This window comes from Kitasatospora sp. NPDC101157, from assembly GCF_044768255.1.
Classification (GTDB): Bacteria; Actinomycetota; Actinomycetes; order Streptomycetales; family Streptomycetaceae; genus Kitasatospora.
On sequence record NZ_JBIWPL010000008.1, the window covers coordinates 164,552 to 181,200 of the forward strand.

A 16,649-nucleotide genomic window follows, 5' to 3' on the forward strand; every position below is an offset into this window, starting at 1 on the left:
TCAGAACAGCTTCAGCTTGTCGTCGTCGATGCCGCGCAGCTCGTCGTAGTCCAGCACCACGCAGCCGATGCCCCGGTCGGTGGCCAGGACGCGGGCCTGGGGCTTGATCTCCTGCGCGGCGAAGACGCCCTTGACCGGGGCCAACAGCGGGTCCCGGTTGAGGAGTTCGAGGTAGCGGGTGAGCTGTTCGACGCCGTCGATCTCGCCGCGGCGCTTGATCTCGACGGCGACGGTGGCGCCGTCGGCGTCGCGGCAGAGGATGTCGACCGGGCCGATCGCGGTCGGGTACTCGCGGCGGATCAGCGACCAGCCGGCACCGAGCACCTCCATCCGGTCCGCGAGCAGCTCCTGGAGGTGCGCCTCGACGCCGTCCTTGATCAGGCCCGGGTCCACCCCGAGTTCGTGGGAGGAGTCGTGCAGCACCTCCTCCAGCGTGATGATGAGCTTCTCGCCGGCCTTGTTCTCCACCGTCCAGACCCCGTCGGCCTCCTTGAGGGCGCACGGCGGGGACATCCAGTTGAGCGGCTTGTAGGCGCGGTCGTCGGCGTGGATGCTGACGCTGCCGTCGGCCTTGACCAGGATCAGCCTGGTGGCGGAGGGCAGATGGGCGGAGAGCCGACCGGCATAGTCGACTGAGCAGCGGGCAATTACGAGACGCACGGTCGACCACGCTAGCCCACCGGGGCCAGTTGATGCGATTCCGAGACGACCGGGTGAAGAAACCGCGAACCCCGCGAACATGGAGGTTCGGCGGGCCCGCCGCCGCTCCCCGCGCTCTGGCGTACGCCCCCCCAAGGCCGCTACGGTGTGTGACGGTACGGATGCGGGGTCGCTGTCAACGGGGATGGAGACTTCAGATGAACGATCCGACGGGATCCGGCCAATCTGGTGCACCACGGCGTATTTCCGGAGCAATCCCTAGGAATGACCAGCCTGCTCCTCCGTTGACTGCCACGCTGTTCTGACGCGGTCGGTGTTCAGGACGTCACGTCCCGTGGCGCCGCCGCCTTCGCAAAGGTGCCGGAAACCCCCCGTCCCACGGTGTTCCGGACACCGCCTGCGATTTCGCCCACCCCACTGTGAGCTTGGACTACGCATGACCACCCGGGCGCCGCGCGGGTGGACCGCGAGAGGAGAATCCATGTCGCTCGACGTCTCACCGGCCCTGCTGGAGAAGGCCGAGCGGGGCGAGGTCGACGAGCGGGAATTCGTCGACTGCGTCCGCGTCTCGCTGCCGTACGCCTGGGACCTGATCAGCTCGTTGGTCGCCCAGGCGAAAGTCGACGGCACCGACTTCGCCGACAACCAGGTGCCGCCGCCCAGCGAGCAGGCCCGCGGCCAGCTGCTGCGCGCCCTCGCCAGCGATGCCATCCGGGGCGCCCTGCAGCGCCACTTCGGTGTCCGGCTGGCGTTCCAGAACTGTCACCGGGTGGCGGTGTTCCTGCCGTCGGAGGCCAACGGTGCGCGGTTCGACCGCTTCACCTCCGTCCGGGAGCAGCTGCTCAACCAGTCCGAGGAGCTGCGGGACTGCTGACCCGGCCGTGCCGGCCGTCCCGTCCCCGCCGATGCGGGGGAGGGGCGGCGGCCCGGCACCGGGGCGGTCGTGTCAACTCAGCTGCGGCAGCACCTCGGAGCCCAGCCGGGCGATGTTGTGCAGGGTCGCCTCGCGGTCGCCGCTGCCCTCCGCGAGCAGGGCGAACCGCCGGATGCCGGTGCGCTCGGCGGTGGCCAGCAGACGGTCGGCGCACTGCTTCGGGGTGCCCACCGCGTGCAGGTCGCAGAGGAGTTCGGTGTACTGGTGCGGGTCGCGCATCTTGCGCTCGCGGCCGTCCACGGTGCGGTGGGCGCCCAGCCCGTACTCGAACCAGCCGGGCATCGCGTTCAGCAGGGTGGCCCGGGCGGCCGCAGTGCGGTCGTCCACCTGGGCCACCCCGGCCGCGACGTGCTGGCGGGTCACCCGGCGCAGCTGCTCCTCGCCGCGCCCGGCGGCCAGCCAGGCGGTGCGGTAGAGCTCCAGCATCCGCAGCTTGTCGTCGTCGCCGGAGTGCATCCCGAGCAGCATCGGCAGCCCGCGCTCGGCGGCCAGCTTCACCCCGCCCGGGGAGGTGCAGGCGACCACCACCGGCGGGCCGGCCACCGGCCGTCCGGCGGTGGTGAGTTGCTCGCCCAGGCCCTCGGTGTCCTGGCGCTGGCGGGGGAAGCGCACCGGGCCGGACGGGTCGTCCAGGCCGAGCCAGCTGCCCAGGCCCGGGCGGCGCGGCGCCTCGGTGGCCTGCGGCACCACCGCCACCTCGGGGAAGCTGAACTGGGGGCCGTCCGCGCCCACCCGGGAGCCGCGCAGCCAGCGCAGCAGCAGGTCCAGCCGCTCCGGGAAGCCGTTCTCGTAGGCGTCCACGCCACTGCCGAACACGTCCAGGTCGATCCACGGCCCGCCGCGGCCCACCCCGAGCGTGAAGCGCCCGCCGGAGGTGAGGTGCAGCAGCGCGGCCTGTTCGCCGAGCGCCACCGGGTGGCAGGTGGAGAGCACGCTGACGGCCGTGCCGATGCCGATCCGGCGGGTGCGGCCGAGCAGCAGGGCGGCGAGGGTCGCGGCGTTCGGGCAGACCCCGTACGGGACGAAGTGGTGCTCGGCCAGCCAGACGCTGTCCAGTCCCACGCGTTCGGCCTCGACGGTGGCCCGGACGGTGCGCTCCAGCACCTCGCCGTGGCTCTGGCCGGGGAACTGGGCGGACAGCAGGAACGCGCCGACCCGTACCGGGGCGGTGTCCGGCGGCAGTGCGCCGGCGCGCTGGGCGGCGGTCAGCGGCTCGCCCGCGACGGCGGTCAGCGGTGGGACGGAGGTCAGCGTCGGGGCGGGGGCGGGTGGCCGTACGCCGACGGGGCGGCGGGTCTCGGCGCGCGGGCTGGTCTTGGTCATCCTGGGGCCTCCTCGGGTGCACGCAGGGTCTGCGGGCCCCGCCTGTCCCCTCGTGGGTATCCGATGTCATGTGCCAATGGCACGCTGAACCCCGGATTTCCCCGATGATCGGGTGGATCTCGGCAAAAACGCCGGACGACCGGCCGAAGCCGTGATAGAGGGCGGGCGGGGGCTGGACACCGGACAGTCCCGAGGGACAGGCCCTAGGCTGGAACGACTCAGAGCCCCCGGAAGAGAGGCAGTCCGCCGTGCCCCGCCGCAACCGGATCAAGAGCGCCGCCCCCCGCGAGAGCGCCGAGCCGGCCGCCGCCCCGCTCGGCGGATCGCTGCGCCGTACCGAGAACTACCAGGGCGACGACTGGGTGGTGCAGACGGTCGCGGGCACTTCGGGGCGCTTCTACCGCTGCCCGGGCTGCGACCAGGAGATCCCGCCCGGGGTGGGCCACGTGGTGGCCTGGCCGGTGCACGGCGCCGGGGTGGACGACCGGCGGCACTGGCACCGGGCGTGCTGGGGAGCGCGGGAGCGCCGGGCCTCCAACATCCTGCGAGGCCGCGGCGCTCCGCGGTACTGACCCGGTACTGACCCGGTATTCCTCGGGTTCCGAGCTGCTCGAACCCCGAACTGCGGGAACTCCCTCAGGCGTCGCGGCTCTTGAGCACCAGCGCGCCGCCGACCAGGGCCGCCGCGGTCCAGGCCAGGCAGATGGTGAAGCCCGCCCACGGCCCGTACGGCTGGCCGGTCTGCTCGTACACCAGCAGCACCCGCGAGCCGGCGTAGTCGGGGAAGTAGTGGGCCAGGGTCTTGACCTTCGGCACCGCCGAGAGGATCGGCGAGAGCAGGAAGAAGAACGGCACCAGCACGCCCAGCGCGAGCGTCTGGTTGTGCAGCATGGCGGTGACGCCGGCCGAGAACAGGCAGATCATCGTCAGGTACAGCGCCGCTCCGAGCACCGCGCGCAGCACGTTCGGCTCGCTCAGGCTGGTGGAGTGCGAGCCCAGCAGTGCCTGGCCGACGAAGAAGGTGACGAAGGCCGTCACCAGCGAGACCGCGAGGGCCAGCGTGCCGAGCACCATCGCCTTGCCGGCCAGCAGGGTGCCGCGCTGGGGGACGGCGGCCAGGGTGACCCGGATCATGCCGCTGCTGTACTCGTTGCCGATCGCCAGCACGCCGAAGACGATGATGGCCAGTTCGCCGAGCATGATGCCGGAGAAGGCCGTGCCGGTGGCGTCGAACGGGCTCTGGTCGTGCCGCCGGAACTCGGTGAAGTTGTTGTTGGTGAGCAGGGACAGCAGCGCGCCGATGCCCACGGTGACCACGAAGGCCAGCGCGAGGGTCCAGACCGTCGAGCGGACGCTGCGGATCTTCGTCCACTCGGAGCGCAGGATCGCCGGGAAGGACGCCATCTCAGTTCTCCTCCTGCCGCACCGCCGCGGTCGGCCGGTTGCCGTCCGCCTTCCAGCCCGCGCCCCAGCCGCCGGACGTGCCGGTCGTGCCGGCCGCCTCCCGGTCGGGGCCGCGGCCCGCGTGGTACTCCACCGAGTCCGCCGTCATCTGCATGAACGCCTCCTCCAACGAGGCCTGCTGCGGGCTGAGTTCGTGCAGGACCACACCGTGGGAGGCGGCCAGCTCGCCGAGGTGCGCGAGGTCGCCGTTGACCACCTCGTAGGAGCCGTCCGGCCCCGGCTCGTGCCGCAGGCCGGCCCCGGCCAGGACGTCGAGCAGGCGCTCGGGCTGGGGGCTGCGCAGCCGTACGGCGGAGCGGGAGTTGCGCCGGATGAACTCCGGCATCGGCAGGTCGGCGAGCAGCCGGCCCTTGCCGATGACCACCAGGTGGTCGGCGGTGACGGCCATCTCGCTCATCAGGTGGGAGGAGACGAAGACCGTCCTGCCCTCGCCGGCGAGGCGCTTCATCAGGTTGCGGATCCAGAGGATGCCCTCCGGGTCCAGGCCGTTGACCGGCTCGTCGAACATGACGATCTCCGGGTCGCCGAGCAGCGCCGAGGCGATGCCCAGGCGCTGGCCCATGCCGAGCGAGAAGCCGCGGGCCCGCTTGCGGGCGACCGGGGTCAGACCGACCAGGGCGAGCACCTCGTCCACCCGGCGCACGGGGATCCGGTTGCTCTGGGCGAGCCAGAGCAGGTGGTCGCGGGCGGTGCGGCCGGGGTGCACGGCCTTGGCCTCCAGCAGGGCGCCGATCTTCTTGAGCGGTTCGCTGAGCTGTCCGTAGCGTCTGCCGTCGATGGTGACGCTGCCCCCGGTCGGGCGGTCCAGGTCGAGGATCATGCGCATGGTGGTGGACTTGCCCGCGCCGTTGGGGCCGAGGAAGCCGGTGACCACCCCCGGGGGGACCGTGAAGCTGAGCCGGTCCACCGCGAGCGTCTTGCCATAACGTTTTGTCAGGTCGTGCAACTCGATCATTGGTGCTCCCTTACTCTCTGTCAGGCTAGGACAAAGCGGATAGGGCGGCCCGCTGAGTGGGCCTGCCGGGCCCACCCGAATACGGTGGGCGCATGAGCGAGCGAAGCGAGCGAAACATCGAGAGGTGCGCGTTGGGTCATGCCCCTGCCGAGCGAAGCGAGGTGGGCGCATGAGTCAGCTCCCCTCCACAGTGTCCGTCCGCGAAAGCGGAACCGGAACACCACTCGTGCTCCTGCACGCCTTTCCGTTGAACGCCTCGATGTGGTCCGCCCAGCTGGACGCGCTGCCCGGCCTGACCGGGGACGAGGCCCGGGTGCTCGCCCCCGACCAGCGGGGCTTCGGAGGCACCGAGCTGGGTACGGACGAGCCCTCGCTGGACCTGGTCGCCGACGACCTGGCGCTGCTCCTGGACGCGGCCGGGATCGACCGCGCGGTGGTCGGCGGGCTTTCGATGGGCGGCTACGTGGCACTCGCCTTCGCCCGCCGCCACCCGGACCGGCTGTCCGGCCTGCTGCTGTCCAACACCCGTGCCACCGCCGACACCGACGCCGTCCGGGCCAACCGGGAGCGGATCGCGGCCGCCGTCACCGCCCGCGGCAGCGTGCAGCTGCTGCTGGACGAGCACGTCGCGGCCGGGCAGCTCGGGCCCGACTCCCAGCACCTGGTGGAGCGGGTGCAGGCGATGGTGGCCGCCGCCCCGCCGGCCGCCGTCGCCTGGGCCCAGCGGGCCATGGCGGCCCGTCCGGACTCCCTGGAGGTGCTGGCCGGGCTCCGGGTCCCGCTCGCGGTGGTCGCGGGCGCCCTGGACGCCCTGGTGTCGCTGGAGGAGGCCGAGCGGATGGCCCGGGCCGCCCCGGACGCCGAGCTGACCGTCGTCCCCGGCGTGGGCCACCTCAGCGCCCTGGAGTCCCCGGGGGCGTTCGACGCCGCCGTCCGCCGGCTGCTCTCCCGGGTGGCCGCCGGATGAGCCCGGACCCGGCGGGCTGGGACTTCTCGGCCCTGGAGGTGACCGGCCGGATGCCGGTGACGAACCGTGGCGAGGGGCTGGTGGAGCTGACCCTGGAACCGCTCGGCGAGGACTACTGGATGCGCCCCGGGGAGACCTTCATCGTCACCTCGTACGGCGACTACGGGTCCGGGCACCCGTTCGAGGTGCAGTACTGGCCCGACTCGGTGTCGGTCTGGTGCACCTCCTGGTTCGGCACCGTCTCGGACGACGAGGGCAACCAGCTCAGCAGCGGGCACCAGCGGCCCGACGGGGCCTATCCCCGCTGAGGCGCGCCCCGGAAAACCTGCCCGAGGTGGTGACGGGGAGACGGCCGACAGGCCCTCACCCGAGAGGGTGAGGGCCTGTCGCGGGCCGTGTCGGCGGCTGCGTCAGCGCGACTGCTGGGCGGGCACGCCCATGGTGTCGTCGTTCGGCAGCGAGGCGGCGGCGACGGCCGCGCCGGTCAGCGTCGCCAGCATCTCGCGGACGTTGGTCAGCTGGGCGTTGATGCTGTCACGACGGTTGGTCAGCGCCGCGAGCTCGCGCTCGGACTCGCTGCGGATGCGGTCCGCCTTGGCGTTGGCGTCCGCCACGATGTCCTCGGACTGGCGCTGGGCCGTCTCGACGGTCTGGCGGGCCCGGCGCTCGGCGTCGGTGCGCAGCTTCTCGGCCTCCAGGCGCAGCTGCTCGGCCCGGTGCTCGATCTCGGCGAGGCGCTTCTCGGCCTTGGCCTGACGGGCGGCCAGGTCGCGCTCCGACTGCTCCCGGCGCTTGGCCAGGTTGGTCTCGAACTCCAGCGCGGCCTGGGCGGCCTTGGTGCGGGTCTCCTCGAAGAGGGCGTCCGCCTCCTCGCGCTTGTTCTGGGCGTCCTTGTTGGCCTCGGCGCGCAGCTGGGCGGCGTCGCTCTTCGCCTTGTCGACGATCCGCAGGCCCTCGTCCTCGGCCTTGGCCTTGCGGTCCTTGGCGTAGTTCTCGGCCTCCGTCCGGACCTGCTGGGCGGCGGCCTCGGCCAGCTCGCGGTGCTGCTCGGAGGCGCGGTGCGCCTCGTCGCGCAGGTCCTTGGCCTCCTCCTCGGCCAGTCGCAGGATCTTCTCGACCCGGGCGCCGAGACCGGCGTAGGAGGGCTCCTGCTCGGCGACCGCCGCCTGGGCGGTCTGGGTCTCCAGGTGGAGCTCCTCGATGCGCTTCTCCAGCGCGCTGATCCGGGTCAAGGCACTGTCACGGTCGGCCACCAGCTTGGTGATCCGCTCGTCGACCTGGGCGCGCTCGTACCCACGGCGCACCAGGTCGAAGCCGTGAGGGGAGTGACTGTCGCTCATGGGACTCTGGGCTTCCTGTCGTCAAACCGCTGAGGTGGTTGAGGGAATCCTGACACGGTACCGGAGTGTCGACGGCGAAATGCCGTTTCCTCACGGACAATGACCGCCAATGTCCGCTCAATCGGGTGGTGCGTTCTTGGAGCGATTGCCACCCGACCGGGGAGAGCCAACTCCGGCACCGGCCTTGGCACCCCCGTCCTTCTTGGTGTTGCTTCCCCCGTTGGCCTGGGCGACCGGTGACGGTGCCTCGAACGCCTCCAGCGCCGACAGCACGTCCTGGACCCTGGAGATCTCGGTGTTGATGTCCTTGCGGCGGCGCACCAGCTCGTCCAGCTCCCGCCGGCCCTCGTCGGTGACCCGCTCGGCTTCGGCCTTCGCCTCGGCGATCAGCCGCTCGGCCTCCGCCTTCGCCAGCTCGATCTGCTCGTCCGCGGTGCGGTCCGCCTCGTTCAGCCGCCTCTCCGCCTCGGTCGCCGCGTTGTCGAGCCGCTCCTCGGCCTCGGCCTCGGCCGACGCCAGCTTGGCCTCGGCCTTCTCGATCAGCGCCTCGGCGCGGTCGGTGGAGTTGGCGAGCTTGGTCTCCGCCTCCTTGAGCAGGCCCTCGGCCTTGCGGACGGCGGACAGCCGGACCTTGCTGGCCTCCGCGGAGGCCTCCGAGGTGAGCTCGGAGGCCCGCTCCTCGGCGGCGGCGACCAGGGCGGCGGCCCGGTCCTCGGCCTCGGCGACGGTGGCGACCGCCTGCTCCTCGGCCTCCGTCAGCTGCTCCTGAGCGGCCGTCACCAGCGCGTCCACCCGCTCGCCGGCCGACTTCATCGCCGCCGCGTTCTCCTTGCGGGCCCGCTCGTGCAGCGCCTCCACCTCGGCGTCGGTGCGCTCGCGCAGCTCCTCGGCGCGCTCGCGGATCGCGGTGGCGTCCCGGCGGGCCTCGGCGAGCAGGGCGTCCGCGTCGGAGCGGCCCTTCTCGACCGCGGCCTGGCCGGCGGCCTCGCCGGCCGCGACCAGCCGGTCGGCCTCCTTACGGGCGGCGGCGACCATCGCGTCCGCCTGTTCCTCGGCGGCGGCGGTGGTGGCCAGCGCGGTGGTCTGGGCGTCCTCGCCGAGCGCCTCGGCGTCCGCGAAGGCCTTCTCCAGGACGGCCTTGGCCCGGTCCCTGGTGGCCTTGTCGAACTGCTCGGCGGCCTCCCGGGTCTCCGCGTCGTAGGCGTCGGCGCGGGAGCGGGTGGCGGCGTCGTACTCGTCGGCCAGGGTGCGGGTGGCGAGGGCGTACTCCTCGGCCTCGGCGCGCAGCCCGGCGGCCAGCTCCTCGGCGTCGGCGACGGTCCGGGCGCCCTGGGCCTCGGCGTCGGCCACCGTACGGGCGGCCTGGGCCTCGGCCTCCGCGCGCAGCTGCTCGGCCGCCTCCCGGGCGGCGCGCAGCTCGGCCTCGGCGTCGGCGCGCAGCTGCTCGTCGTAGGCCTGGGCCTCGGCGCGCTGACGGCCGAGCTCGGCCTCGGCGGCCTCCCGCTCGGCGGTGAGCTCCAGCTCGGTCTGCTCGCGCAGGGCGGCGGTCTCGGCCTCGGTCCGGGCGCGCAGGTCGGCGCTGTAGCGGTCGGCGGCCTCGCGCTGTTCGGTGCTGTACCGCTCGGCCGCCTCGCGCTGCTCGGCGGTCTCCCGGTCGGCCAGGTCGCGCACCTCGGCGGCGTACCGGTCCGCGGCCTCGCGCTGCTCGGTCGTCTCGCGTTCGGCGAGTTCGCGCTGCTCCGCGGTCTCGCGGTCGGCGAGGGCGCGGGTCTCGGCGGCGTCCCGCTCGGCCCGCTCGCGGGTGTCCGCGGCCTCCTGCTCGGCGGTGGCGCGCAGTGCGGCGATCTGCTCGGCGGCGGCCTCGTGCAGGCCGGCCACCGACTGGCGGACCTCGGCGGCCTCCTCCTCGGCGGCGGCGACCAGCTCGGCGCCCTCGGCCCTGGCCGCGGCGACCACGTCCTCGCCGTCGGCCCGCGCCTGCTCCAGGACGGCGGCGGCCTCGGCGCGGATGCCGTCGGCGGTGGCACGGGCCTCGGACAGCTCCCGGCCGGCCTCGGCCCGTACGGTCTCGGCCTGCTCGTTGGCCAGCGTCAGCTCGGCGGCGGCCTTCTCGCGGGTCGCCTTGGCGTCCTGCGCGGCCTCCGCCCGGCGCTGCTCGGCGGCGGCCGCGGCCTGCTCCAGCAGCTCGTCGGCCTCGGCACGGCGGTCGACGGCGTACTGCTCGACCTCGGCGCGCACCTCGGTGGCGTGCCGCTCGACCTCGGCCCGCAGCTCGACGGCGTGCTGTTCGGCCTCGGTGCGGACGCGGTCGGCGTACGTCTCGGCGTTCTCGCGCTGCTGGGTGGTCTCCTGCTGGGCGAGGGCGCGCAGTTCGGCGGCGTACCGGTCCGTCGCCTCGCGCAGCTCGGTCGTCTCGGCGGCGGTGCGCTCGGTGAGCTCGACGGCGTGCTGTTCGGCCTCGGTGCGGACGCGGTCGGCGTAGGCCTCGGCGTTCTCGCGCTGCTGGGTGGTCTCCTGCTGGGCGAGGGCGCGCAGTTCGGCGGCGGCCTGTTCGGCCTCGGCGCGCTGCTCGGCGGCGTACCGGTCGGCGGCGGCGCGGACCTCGGCACTCTCCTCGGCGGTGCGCTCGATGAGCTCGGCGGCGGCCCGCTCGGCCTGCTCGCGGGCGGTTTGGGCGCCGGCCAGCTGCTCGGCGGTCTCCTCGCGCTCGCGCCGCAGCCCGGCGGCGGCCTCCTCGCGCTCGCGCCGGCTCTCCTCGCGCAGCGCGTTCGCGGCGGCCTCGGCCTCGGCCCGGGTACGGGCGGCCTCGGTGTCGGCCTCGGTGCGCACCCGCTCGGCGTCGGCGACGGCGGCCTCCCGGACGGCCGTCGCCTCGGCCTGGGCCTCGGCGGTCAGGGCCTGCGCGGCGGCGCTCGCCTCGGACCGCACCCGCTGGTCGAACTCGGCGGCTTCGCGCCGGAGTTCGGAGGTCTCGCGCTCTGCGGCGGTCCGGTTCTCGGCGGCCGCGGCCCGGGCGGCGGCCAGGGCGTCCTGGCCCTGCTGCTCGGCCGCGGCGGTGATCTTCTCGGCCTCGGCCCGGGCCCGGGCGAGGGTCTGCTCGGCCCGGCCCTGGGTTTCGGCGGCCTGCTCCTGGGCCTGCTCGCGCAGCCGCTCGATCTCGCCGGCCGCGCCCGCGCGCAGTTCGTCCGCGTCGGACTTGGCCTTGGTGAGCAGCTCCTCGGCGTTCTTCGCCGACTCCTCGATCTGCAGGACGGCCTGGCGGCGCGCCTCGCTGCGGGACCGGTCGGCCTCGGCGGCGGCCTGGGCGCGCAGTTCCTCGGCCTCGGCCCGCAGCCGGGCCGCCTCGTCCTGCATCTGCTCGATCCGCTCGCGGATCGCGGCAGCGTCGTCCAGGGCGGCGTTCTGGGCCTGCTCGACGGCGGCCTGGGCCTGCTCGCGCAGCCGCTGGGCCTCGGCCCGCGCCTCGGCGCGGATCCGCTCGGCCTCCGCGGCGGCCTCGGCGCGCGCCGTCTCGGCGTCCTGGTTGGCCCGGCCGAGCACCTCCTCGGCGGTCTTGGCGGCCTTGGCGAGGTGGACGGTGGCGTCCTTGGCACCGGCCGCCCGGCCCGCCTCCTCGGCCTCGCCGCGCAGCCGCTGGGAGTCGGCCTCGGCCTGCGCCCGCAGCTCGGCCACATCCCGCTCGGCCTGGGCGCGCAGCTCGGCGATCGCGGCCTCGGCCTCGGCCTTCAGCTGGGCGGCGACCGACTCGGCGGTGGCCCGCAGCCGCTCGCTCTCCTCGGCGGCGGCGGCCTTGGCGGCGTCCGCCTCGGCCTGCCGGGTGGCGGCCTCGGCCCGGACCGCTTCGGCCTCGGCGCGGATCGCCTCGGACTCCTTGGTGGCCTGGGCGACCAGTCGGGCGATCTCGGCACGGGCGGTCTGCGAACGCTGCTCGGTGGCGGCCACGCCGTCGGCGACCTTGCGCTCGGCGGCGGCCTCGGCGTCGGCCTGGAGCTGCTCGGCGGCCTGCTCGGCCTGGGCGCGCAGCTCGGCGGCCTCCTGGCGGGTGCGCTCGGCCTCGGCGATCGCCTCGGCGCGCAGTCGCTCTATCTCGGCCTTCGCGGCATCGAGCTGCTGCTCGGCGCGGATCTGCTCGGCGGCGGCCTGCTCCTTGAGCCGGCCGATCTCGGCCTGCGCGGCGGCCAGCTGCTGCTCGGCGGCGGCGTGGGCGGCGGCCAGCTCCTGCTGGGCCTGGCCGCGGGCGGCGTCCACGTCGGCGGCGGCCTGGGCACCGGCCTGCTGGGCGTGCTCGGAGGCGGCGCGCAGCAGGCGCTCGGCGTCGCTCTGGGCCTTCTGCAGGGCGGCCTCGGCGGCGGCCTGGGCCTCGCCCCGGGCCGCGTCCACGTCGGCGGCGGTCTGGGCGCGGGCGTGGTCGGAGAGGGCGGCCGCCTCGGCGCGCGCCGCGGCGACCATCCGCTCGGCCTCGGCGCGGGCCTCCTGCAGCAGGCGCTGGGCCTCCTGCTCGGAGCCGGTCCGGGTCTGTTCGGCCCAGCCGTTGACGTGCTGCTCGGCGGAGCGGCGAAGCTCGGTGAGCTCCTCCTCCAGCTGGCGGCGGCGGGCGGTGAGCTCGGCCTCCAGCCGGGCGGTGCGCTCGGCGGCCTCGGCCATGATCCGCTGGGTGGCGGCCTGGGAGTCGCGCAGCTGGCGCTCGGCGTCCGCGCGCATCTGCTGGGCCTGCATCTCGGCGGTGCGGAGCATCTGCTCCGCCTGGCCGGAGACGGCGTCGAAGGCGCGCGGCTGGGCGAGCATGCGCCGGGACTCGTGCAGCTTGGCCCGGAGCACCTCCACCTGGTAGGCGAGGTCCTCGGCATGCTCGACTGCCTTGTCCCGCTCCTTCCGAGTCCGACCCATCTCGGCCTCGAACTGGGAGAGGTGATCGTCAACCTCGTAGCGGTCGTTGCCCCGCACTCCGCGGTCCCATCCATCTCCTGGTCGCGTCCTCGACCCGGCCGGTCCGGGGCGCCCTTGTCCGGGGTGCCGGTCCGACTGGTCCTTGCATCCGCGGCCACCGGACGTCCCCCTGCCAAGCCGGGGGCGTCCGCCGCGGTCGTCGGAGTCCTGGCCGCGGGAGCGCGGGGGTTCCGCGTTCCCTCGTCCGGGTGGACTCCTGGGCGAACTCTTGCCTGTGGAGAATGGTGACAGATCCGTCTTGCGACTGTTCAGCCGTGCCCGCGTACTGGACTCCCCTGCGACGGGCCGACCACCGGAGGGCGGACAGGCCTGTCATCGGCCGTGCCCGTCGCCTCCGTCCCCCGGATTCGTCGCGCACCTGGGCATTGTAGTGGGAGCGCACTGCGGGGGAATGGCCGCGTGGGGGTTTTCCGGCTGCCGGACCAGGTTACTGACGGGTCGCTAGGGTCGGGACCCGGTCACGGGGGGTTCCGGCGGCCTCAGTGCCCTTCGTGCTCGGTGGGCCGGGCGGACGTGACCAGCTCGGTCAGCACCCCGCCGCAGTCCTTGGGGTGCAGGAAGGTGATCCGCGAGCCCATCGAGCCGATCCGCGGCTCGTCGTAGAGGACCCGGACGCCCTTGCCGCGGATGGCCTCGGAGTCGCCGTCCACGTCGGCGGTGCCGAAGGCGATGTGGTGCACGCCCTCGCCGTTCTTCTCCAGCCACTTGGCGACGGTGGAGTCCGGCCGGGTCGGCTCCAGCAGCTGGAGGTACGAGGCGCCGCCGTCGTCCGTCCCGTTGATCCGGAGCATCGCCTCGCGGACGCCCTGCTCCTCGTTGACCTCGCTGTGGAACACCTCGAAGCCGTAGGTGGCGCGGTAGAACTCGACCGTCTTGTCGAGGTCTCGACAGGCGATGCCGATGTGGTCGATACGGGTCAGCACGGCGGCCTCCAGGGCGTGGACGGGAAGTGGCACCCAGTGCAGCGTATGGTCCTCGGCCCGCGCCAGTGCCGGACGTGCGAGCCTGCTCACACGCGGATCGCCCGGGAACCGCGCGCGGTCTTCCAGCCGGACGTTCACCCGGACCGCGTTGACACGGTGTTGACTGGATGGTGCCAGTGCGCTCGATCACACCGTCGCTCCGGTGACGGGCGGAAAACGGGTCAGTACCCTGAGCGCATCCTCACCTGGCCACGACGTGCGAAGGGGCCCGTCCCATGACCAACACCACCTCTGTGATCGTTGCCGGTGCGCGGACCCCGATGGGTCGCCTGCTCGGCTCCCTCAAGGGCTTCTCCGGTGCCGACCTCGGCGGCTTCGCGATCAAGGGCGCGCTGGAGCGGGCCGGGATCACGGGGGAGCAGGTCCAGTACGTGATCATGGGCCAGGTGCTGCAGGCCGGCGCCGGCCAGATCCCGGCCCGCCAGGCCGCCGTCAAGGCCGGCATCCCGATGAACGTCCCGGCGCTGACCATCAACAAGGTCTGTCTCTCCGGCCTGGACGCCATCGCGCTGGCCGACCAGCTGATCCGGGCCGGCGAGTTCGACATCGTGGTGGCCGGCGGCCAGGAGTCGATGACCAACGCGCCGCACCTGCTGCCGAAGTCCCGCGAGGGCTACAAGTACGGCGCGGTCGAGGTGCTCGACGCCATGGCGTACGACGGCCTGACCGACGCCTACGAGAACATCCCGATGGGCGAGTCCACCGAGAAGCACAACACCCGCCTGGGCATCCCGCGCGAGGTCCAGGACGAGATCGCCGCCGCCTCCCACCAGCGGGCCGCCAAGGCGCAGGCCGACGGCGTCTTCGACGCCGAGATCGTCCCGGTCGCCATCCCGCAGCGCAAGGGCGAGCCGGTGCTGTTCACCCAGGACGAGGGCATCCGCGCCGACACCACCGTCGAGGGCCTCGCCAAGCTGCGCCCGGCCTTCACCAAGGACGGCACGATCACCGCCGGCACCTCCTCGCAGATCTCCGACGGCGCCGCCGCCGTGGTCGTGATGAGCAAGGCCAAGGCCGAGGAGCTGGGCCTCACCTGGATCGCCGAGATCGGCGCGCACGGCAACGTGGCCGGCCCGGACAACTCGCTCCAGTCGCAGCCGTCCAACGCGATCAGGCACGCGCTGGCCAAGGAGGGCCTGGAGGTCTCCGACCTCGACCTGATCGAGATCAACGAGGCCTTCGCGGCCGTCGCCCACCAGTCGATGAAGGACCTGGGCGTCTCCTCCGACATCGTCAACGTCAACGGCGGCGCGATCGCGCTCGGCCACCCGATCGGCATGTCCGGCGCCCGCGTGGTGCTCACCCTCGCGCTGGAGCTGCAGCGCCGCGGCGGCGGGGTCGGCGCGGCCGCCCTGTGCGGCGGCGGCGGCCAGGGCGACGCGCTGATCGTGCGCGTGCCGAAGGCCTGATCGACGCTCTGACCTCGGGGCTGCGGACCGCCACAAGTGGTCCGCAGCCCTTTGGGCCTTTCAGGCCCCTTTCGGCATCTGCGCAAGGAGACCCTGATGATCGATGTCGCCACGCTGGTCGAGCAGGCCCGGGAGGGCCGGCCGCGGGCGGTCGCCCGGCTGATCACGCTCGTCGAGAACGCCGCTCCGCAGCTGCGGGAGGCGATGGCCGCGCTCGCGCCGTACACCGGGCAGGCCTACACGGTGGGCCTGACCGGCTCGCCCGGGGTCGGCAAGTCCACCTCCACCTCGGCGCTGGTCTCCGCCTACCGGCGGCTCGGCAAGCGGGTCGGGGTGCTCGCCGTCGACCCGTCCTCGCCGTTCTCCGGCGGGGCGCTGCTGGGCGACCGGGTCCGGATGCAGGACCACGCGACCGACCCCGAGGTGTTCATCCGCTCGATGGCCACCCGCGGGCACCTCGGCGGGCTGTCCTGGGCGGCCCCCCAGGCGCTGCGGGTACTGGACGCGGCCGGGTGCGAGGTGATCCTGGTCGAGACGGTGGGCGTGGGCCAGTCCGAGGTCGAGGTCGCCGCCCAGGCCGACACCGCGGTGGTGCTGCTGGCCCCCGGGATGGGCGACGGCATCCAGGCCGCGAAGGCGGGCATCCTGGAGATCGGCGACGTCTTCGTGGTCAACAAGGCCGACCGGGACGGCGCCGACGCCACCGCCCGGGAGCTCAACCACATGCTGGGCCTCGGCGAGGCCCGCGAGGCGGGGGACTGGCGCCCGCCGATCGTCAAGACCGTCGCGGCGCGCGGCGAGGGCGTGGAGGAGGTGGTGGAGGCGCTGGAGAAGCACCGCGCCTGGCTGGAGGAGCACGGCGAACTGGCCGCGCGCCGCCGCCGCCGGGCGGCCCAGGAGATCGAGGCCATCGCCCTGGCCGAGCTGCGCGCCCGGATCGGGGACCTCTCCGGCGACCGTCTGCTGGCCGGCCTCGCCGAACGCGTGGCCACCGGCACCCTCGACCCCTACGGCGCCGCCGACGAACTCGTCGCCGGCCTGACCACGGGCTGAGCCCGGCGGCTCGCGCAGGAAGTCGGCCCGGCCGACTTCCTGCGCGGCGTGAGCCGAAGGCTACGAGCGGCCGCGGAGGCCGCGCAGGTGCTCGGCGACGGGGGCGAGGGCCTCGTAGATGGCGTCGAGCTGTTCCGGGGTGAAGCGGTCGATGAAGTGGGCCCGGACGCTGCGGACGTGGTCGGGCGCGACCCGCTGCATGGTTTCCCAGCCCTGCTCGGTGAGGTGGGCGTAGAGGCCGCGGCGGTCGCCGGGGCACTCCTGGCGCAGGACCAGGCCGGCGTTCTCCATGCGGGTGATCTGGTGGGAGAGCCGGCTCTTCGACTGCAGGGTGGCGGTCGCCAGGTCGGTCATCCGCATCCGGTGGTCGGGCGCCTCGGAGAGCACGACCAGGATCTCGTAGTCGTTGATCGCCAGGTTGTGGGGCTGGAGTTCGCGGCTGAGCTGGTATTCGAGCAGCTTGGCGACCTCAAGATGGGCGCGCCACATCCGCTGCTCCCTGGCGGTCAGCCAGGGAGTCTCCTCCTCGGGCCGCGGCTCAGGGGTGTCCGCAGTGTCGATCGTGTGCGTATCCATGGGTCCAGCATAGCGGATTTAGTTCAATCTTGTACAAG

The 16,649-nt window shown here is 73.7% G+C and carries 14 protein-coding genes; 6 read left to right on the forward strand and 8 right to left on the reverse strand.

The window, feature by feature from the left end; translation table 11 throughout:
* A complete protein-coding gene (nucS, locus tag ACIRVF_RS19485; RefSeq protein WP_359828612.1) occupies positions 1 to 660 on the reverse strand; it encodes an endonuclease NucS in 660 nt (219 codons plus the stop codon).
* A 481-nt stretch (positions 661 to 1,141) separates the two neighbouring features.
* On the opposite strand from nucS, the gene ACIRVF_RS19490 reads away from it, so the two are divergent.
* Positions 1,142 to 1,534, forward strand: coding sequence for an SCO5389 family protein (locus tag ACIRVF_RS19490; RefSeq protein ID WP_402818884.1), 393 nt, complete (start codon positions 1,142 to 1,144; stop codon positions 1,532 to 1,534).
* Between the two features lie 72 nt (positions 1,535 to 1,606).
* On the opposite strand, the gene ACIRVF_RS19495 is transcribed toward ACIRVF_RS19490, so the two are convergent.
* Entirely contained in the window at positions 1,607 to 2,917 is a 1,311-nt protein-coding gene (locus ACIRVF_RS19495; protein WP_402818887.1) for an LLM class flavin-dependent oxidoreductase, read from the reverse strand.
* A 248-nt stretch (positions 2,918 to 3,165) separates the two neighbouring features.
* On the opposite strand from ACIRVF_RS19495, the gene ACIRVF_RS19500 reads away from it, so the two are divergent.
* A complete protein-coding gene (locus tag ACIRVF_RS19500) occupies positions 3,166 to 3,489 on the forward strand; it encodes an ATP/GTP-binding protein (protein WP_402818890.1) in 324 nt (107 codons plus the stop codon).
* Positions 3,490 to 3,553: 64 nt separating this feature from the next.
* Here ACIRVF_RS19500 and ACIRVF_RS19505 read toward each other — a convergent pair whose 3' ends face one another.
* Both ACIRVF_RS19505 and ACIRVF_RS19510 read right to left on the reverse strand, forming a co-directional pair.
* On the reverse strand, positions 3,554 to 4,321 hold the full coding sequence (locus ACIRVF_RS19505) for an ABC transporter permease subunit (RefSeq protein WP_402818893.1): 768 nt from the start codon (positions 4,319 to 4,321) through the stop codon (positions 3,554 to 3,556).
* A gap of 1 nt (position 4,322) precedes the next feature.
* Entirely contained in the window at positions 4,323 to 5,336 is a 1,014-nt protein-coding gene (locus ACIRVF_RS19510; RefSeq protein ID WP_402818896.1) for an ABC transporter ATP-binding protein, read from the reverse strand.
* A gap of 169 nt (positions 5,337 to 5,505) precedes the next feature.
* Between ACIRVF_RS19510 and ACIRVF_RS19515 the strand changes: the two genes are divergently transcribed.
* Positions 5,506 to 6,303, forward strand: coding sequence for an alpha/beta fold hydrolase (locus ACIRVF_RS19515; RefSeq protein ID WP_402818899.1), 798 nt, complete (start codon positions 5,506 to 5,508; stop codon positions 6,301 to 6,303).
* The gene (locus tag ACIRVF_RS19520) at positions 6,300 to 6,611 is read left to right on the forward strand and encodes a hypothetical protein (RefSeq protein WP_402818902.1); all 312 of its coding nucleotides are present in this window, start codon (positions 6,300 to 6,302) and stop codon (positions 6,609 to 6,611) included. The genes ACIRVF_RS19515 and ACIRVF_RS19520 overlap by 4 nt, the downstream gene beginning before the upstream one ends.
* Positions 6,612 to 6,713: 102 nt before the next feature.
* On the opposite strand, the gene ACIRVF_RS19525 is transcribed toward ACIRVF_RS19520, so the two are convergent.
* The 3 genes from ACIRVF_RS19525 to mce all read right to left on the reverse strand — a co-directional run bounded on the left by ACIRVF_RS19525 (position 6,714) and on the right by mce (position 13,513).
* On the reverse strand, positions 6,714 to 7,643 hold the full coding sequence (locus ACIRVF_RS19525; RefSeq protein ID WP_313765567.1) for a cellulose-binding protein: 930 nt from the start codon (positions 7,641 to 7,643) through the stop codon (positions 6,714 to 6,716).
* 117 nt (positions 7,644 to 7,760) lie between these two features.
* Entirely contained in the window at positions 7,761 to 12,587 is a 4,827-nt protein-coding gene (locus tag ACIRVF_RS19530; protein ID WP_402818905.1) for a hypothetical protein, read from the reverse strand.
* A gap of 482 nt (positions 12,588 to 13,069) precedes the next feature.
* Complete coding sequence (mce, locus tag ACIRVF_RS19535; protein WP_402819152.1) at positions 13,070 to 13,513, reverse strand: methylmalonyl-CoA epimerase; 444 nt, start codon at positions 13,511 to 13,513, stop codon at positions 13,070 to 13,072.
* A gap of 275 nt (positions 13,514 to 13,788) precedes the next feature.
* On the opposite strand from mce, the gene ACIRVF_RS19540 reads away from it, so the two are divergent.
* Together ACIRVF_RS19540 and meaB are read left to right on the forward strand one after the other, a co-directional pair.
* Complete coding sequence (locus ACIRVF_RS19540) at positions 13,789 to 14,982, forward strand: acetyl-CoA C-acetyltransferase (protein ID WP_402818908.1); 1,194 nt, start codon at positions 13,789 to 13,791, stop codon at positions 14,980 to 14,982.
* A 96-nt stretch (positions 14,983 to 15,078) separates the two neighbouring features.
* On the forward strand, positions 15,079 to 16,035 hold the full coding sequence (gene meaB, locus ACIRVF_RS19545; protein ID WP_402818911.1) for a methylmalonyl Co-A mutase-associated GTPase MeaB: 957 nt from the start codon (positions 15,079 to 15,081) through the stop codon (positions 16,033 to 16,035).
* A gap of 60 nt (positions 16,036 to 16,095) precedes the next feature.
* Here the strand turns inward: meaB and ACIRVF_RS19550 are convergent, their stop codons facing one another.
* Positions 16,096 to 16,611, reverse strand: coding sequence for a MarR family winged helix-turn-helix transcriptional regulator (locus tag ACIRVF_RS19550; RefSeq protein ID WP_402818914.1), 516 nt, complete (start codon positions 16,609 to 16,611; stop codon positions 16,096 to 16,098).
* Positions 16,612 to 16,649: the final 38 nt, after the last annotated feature.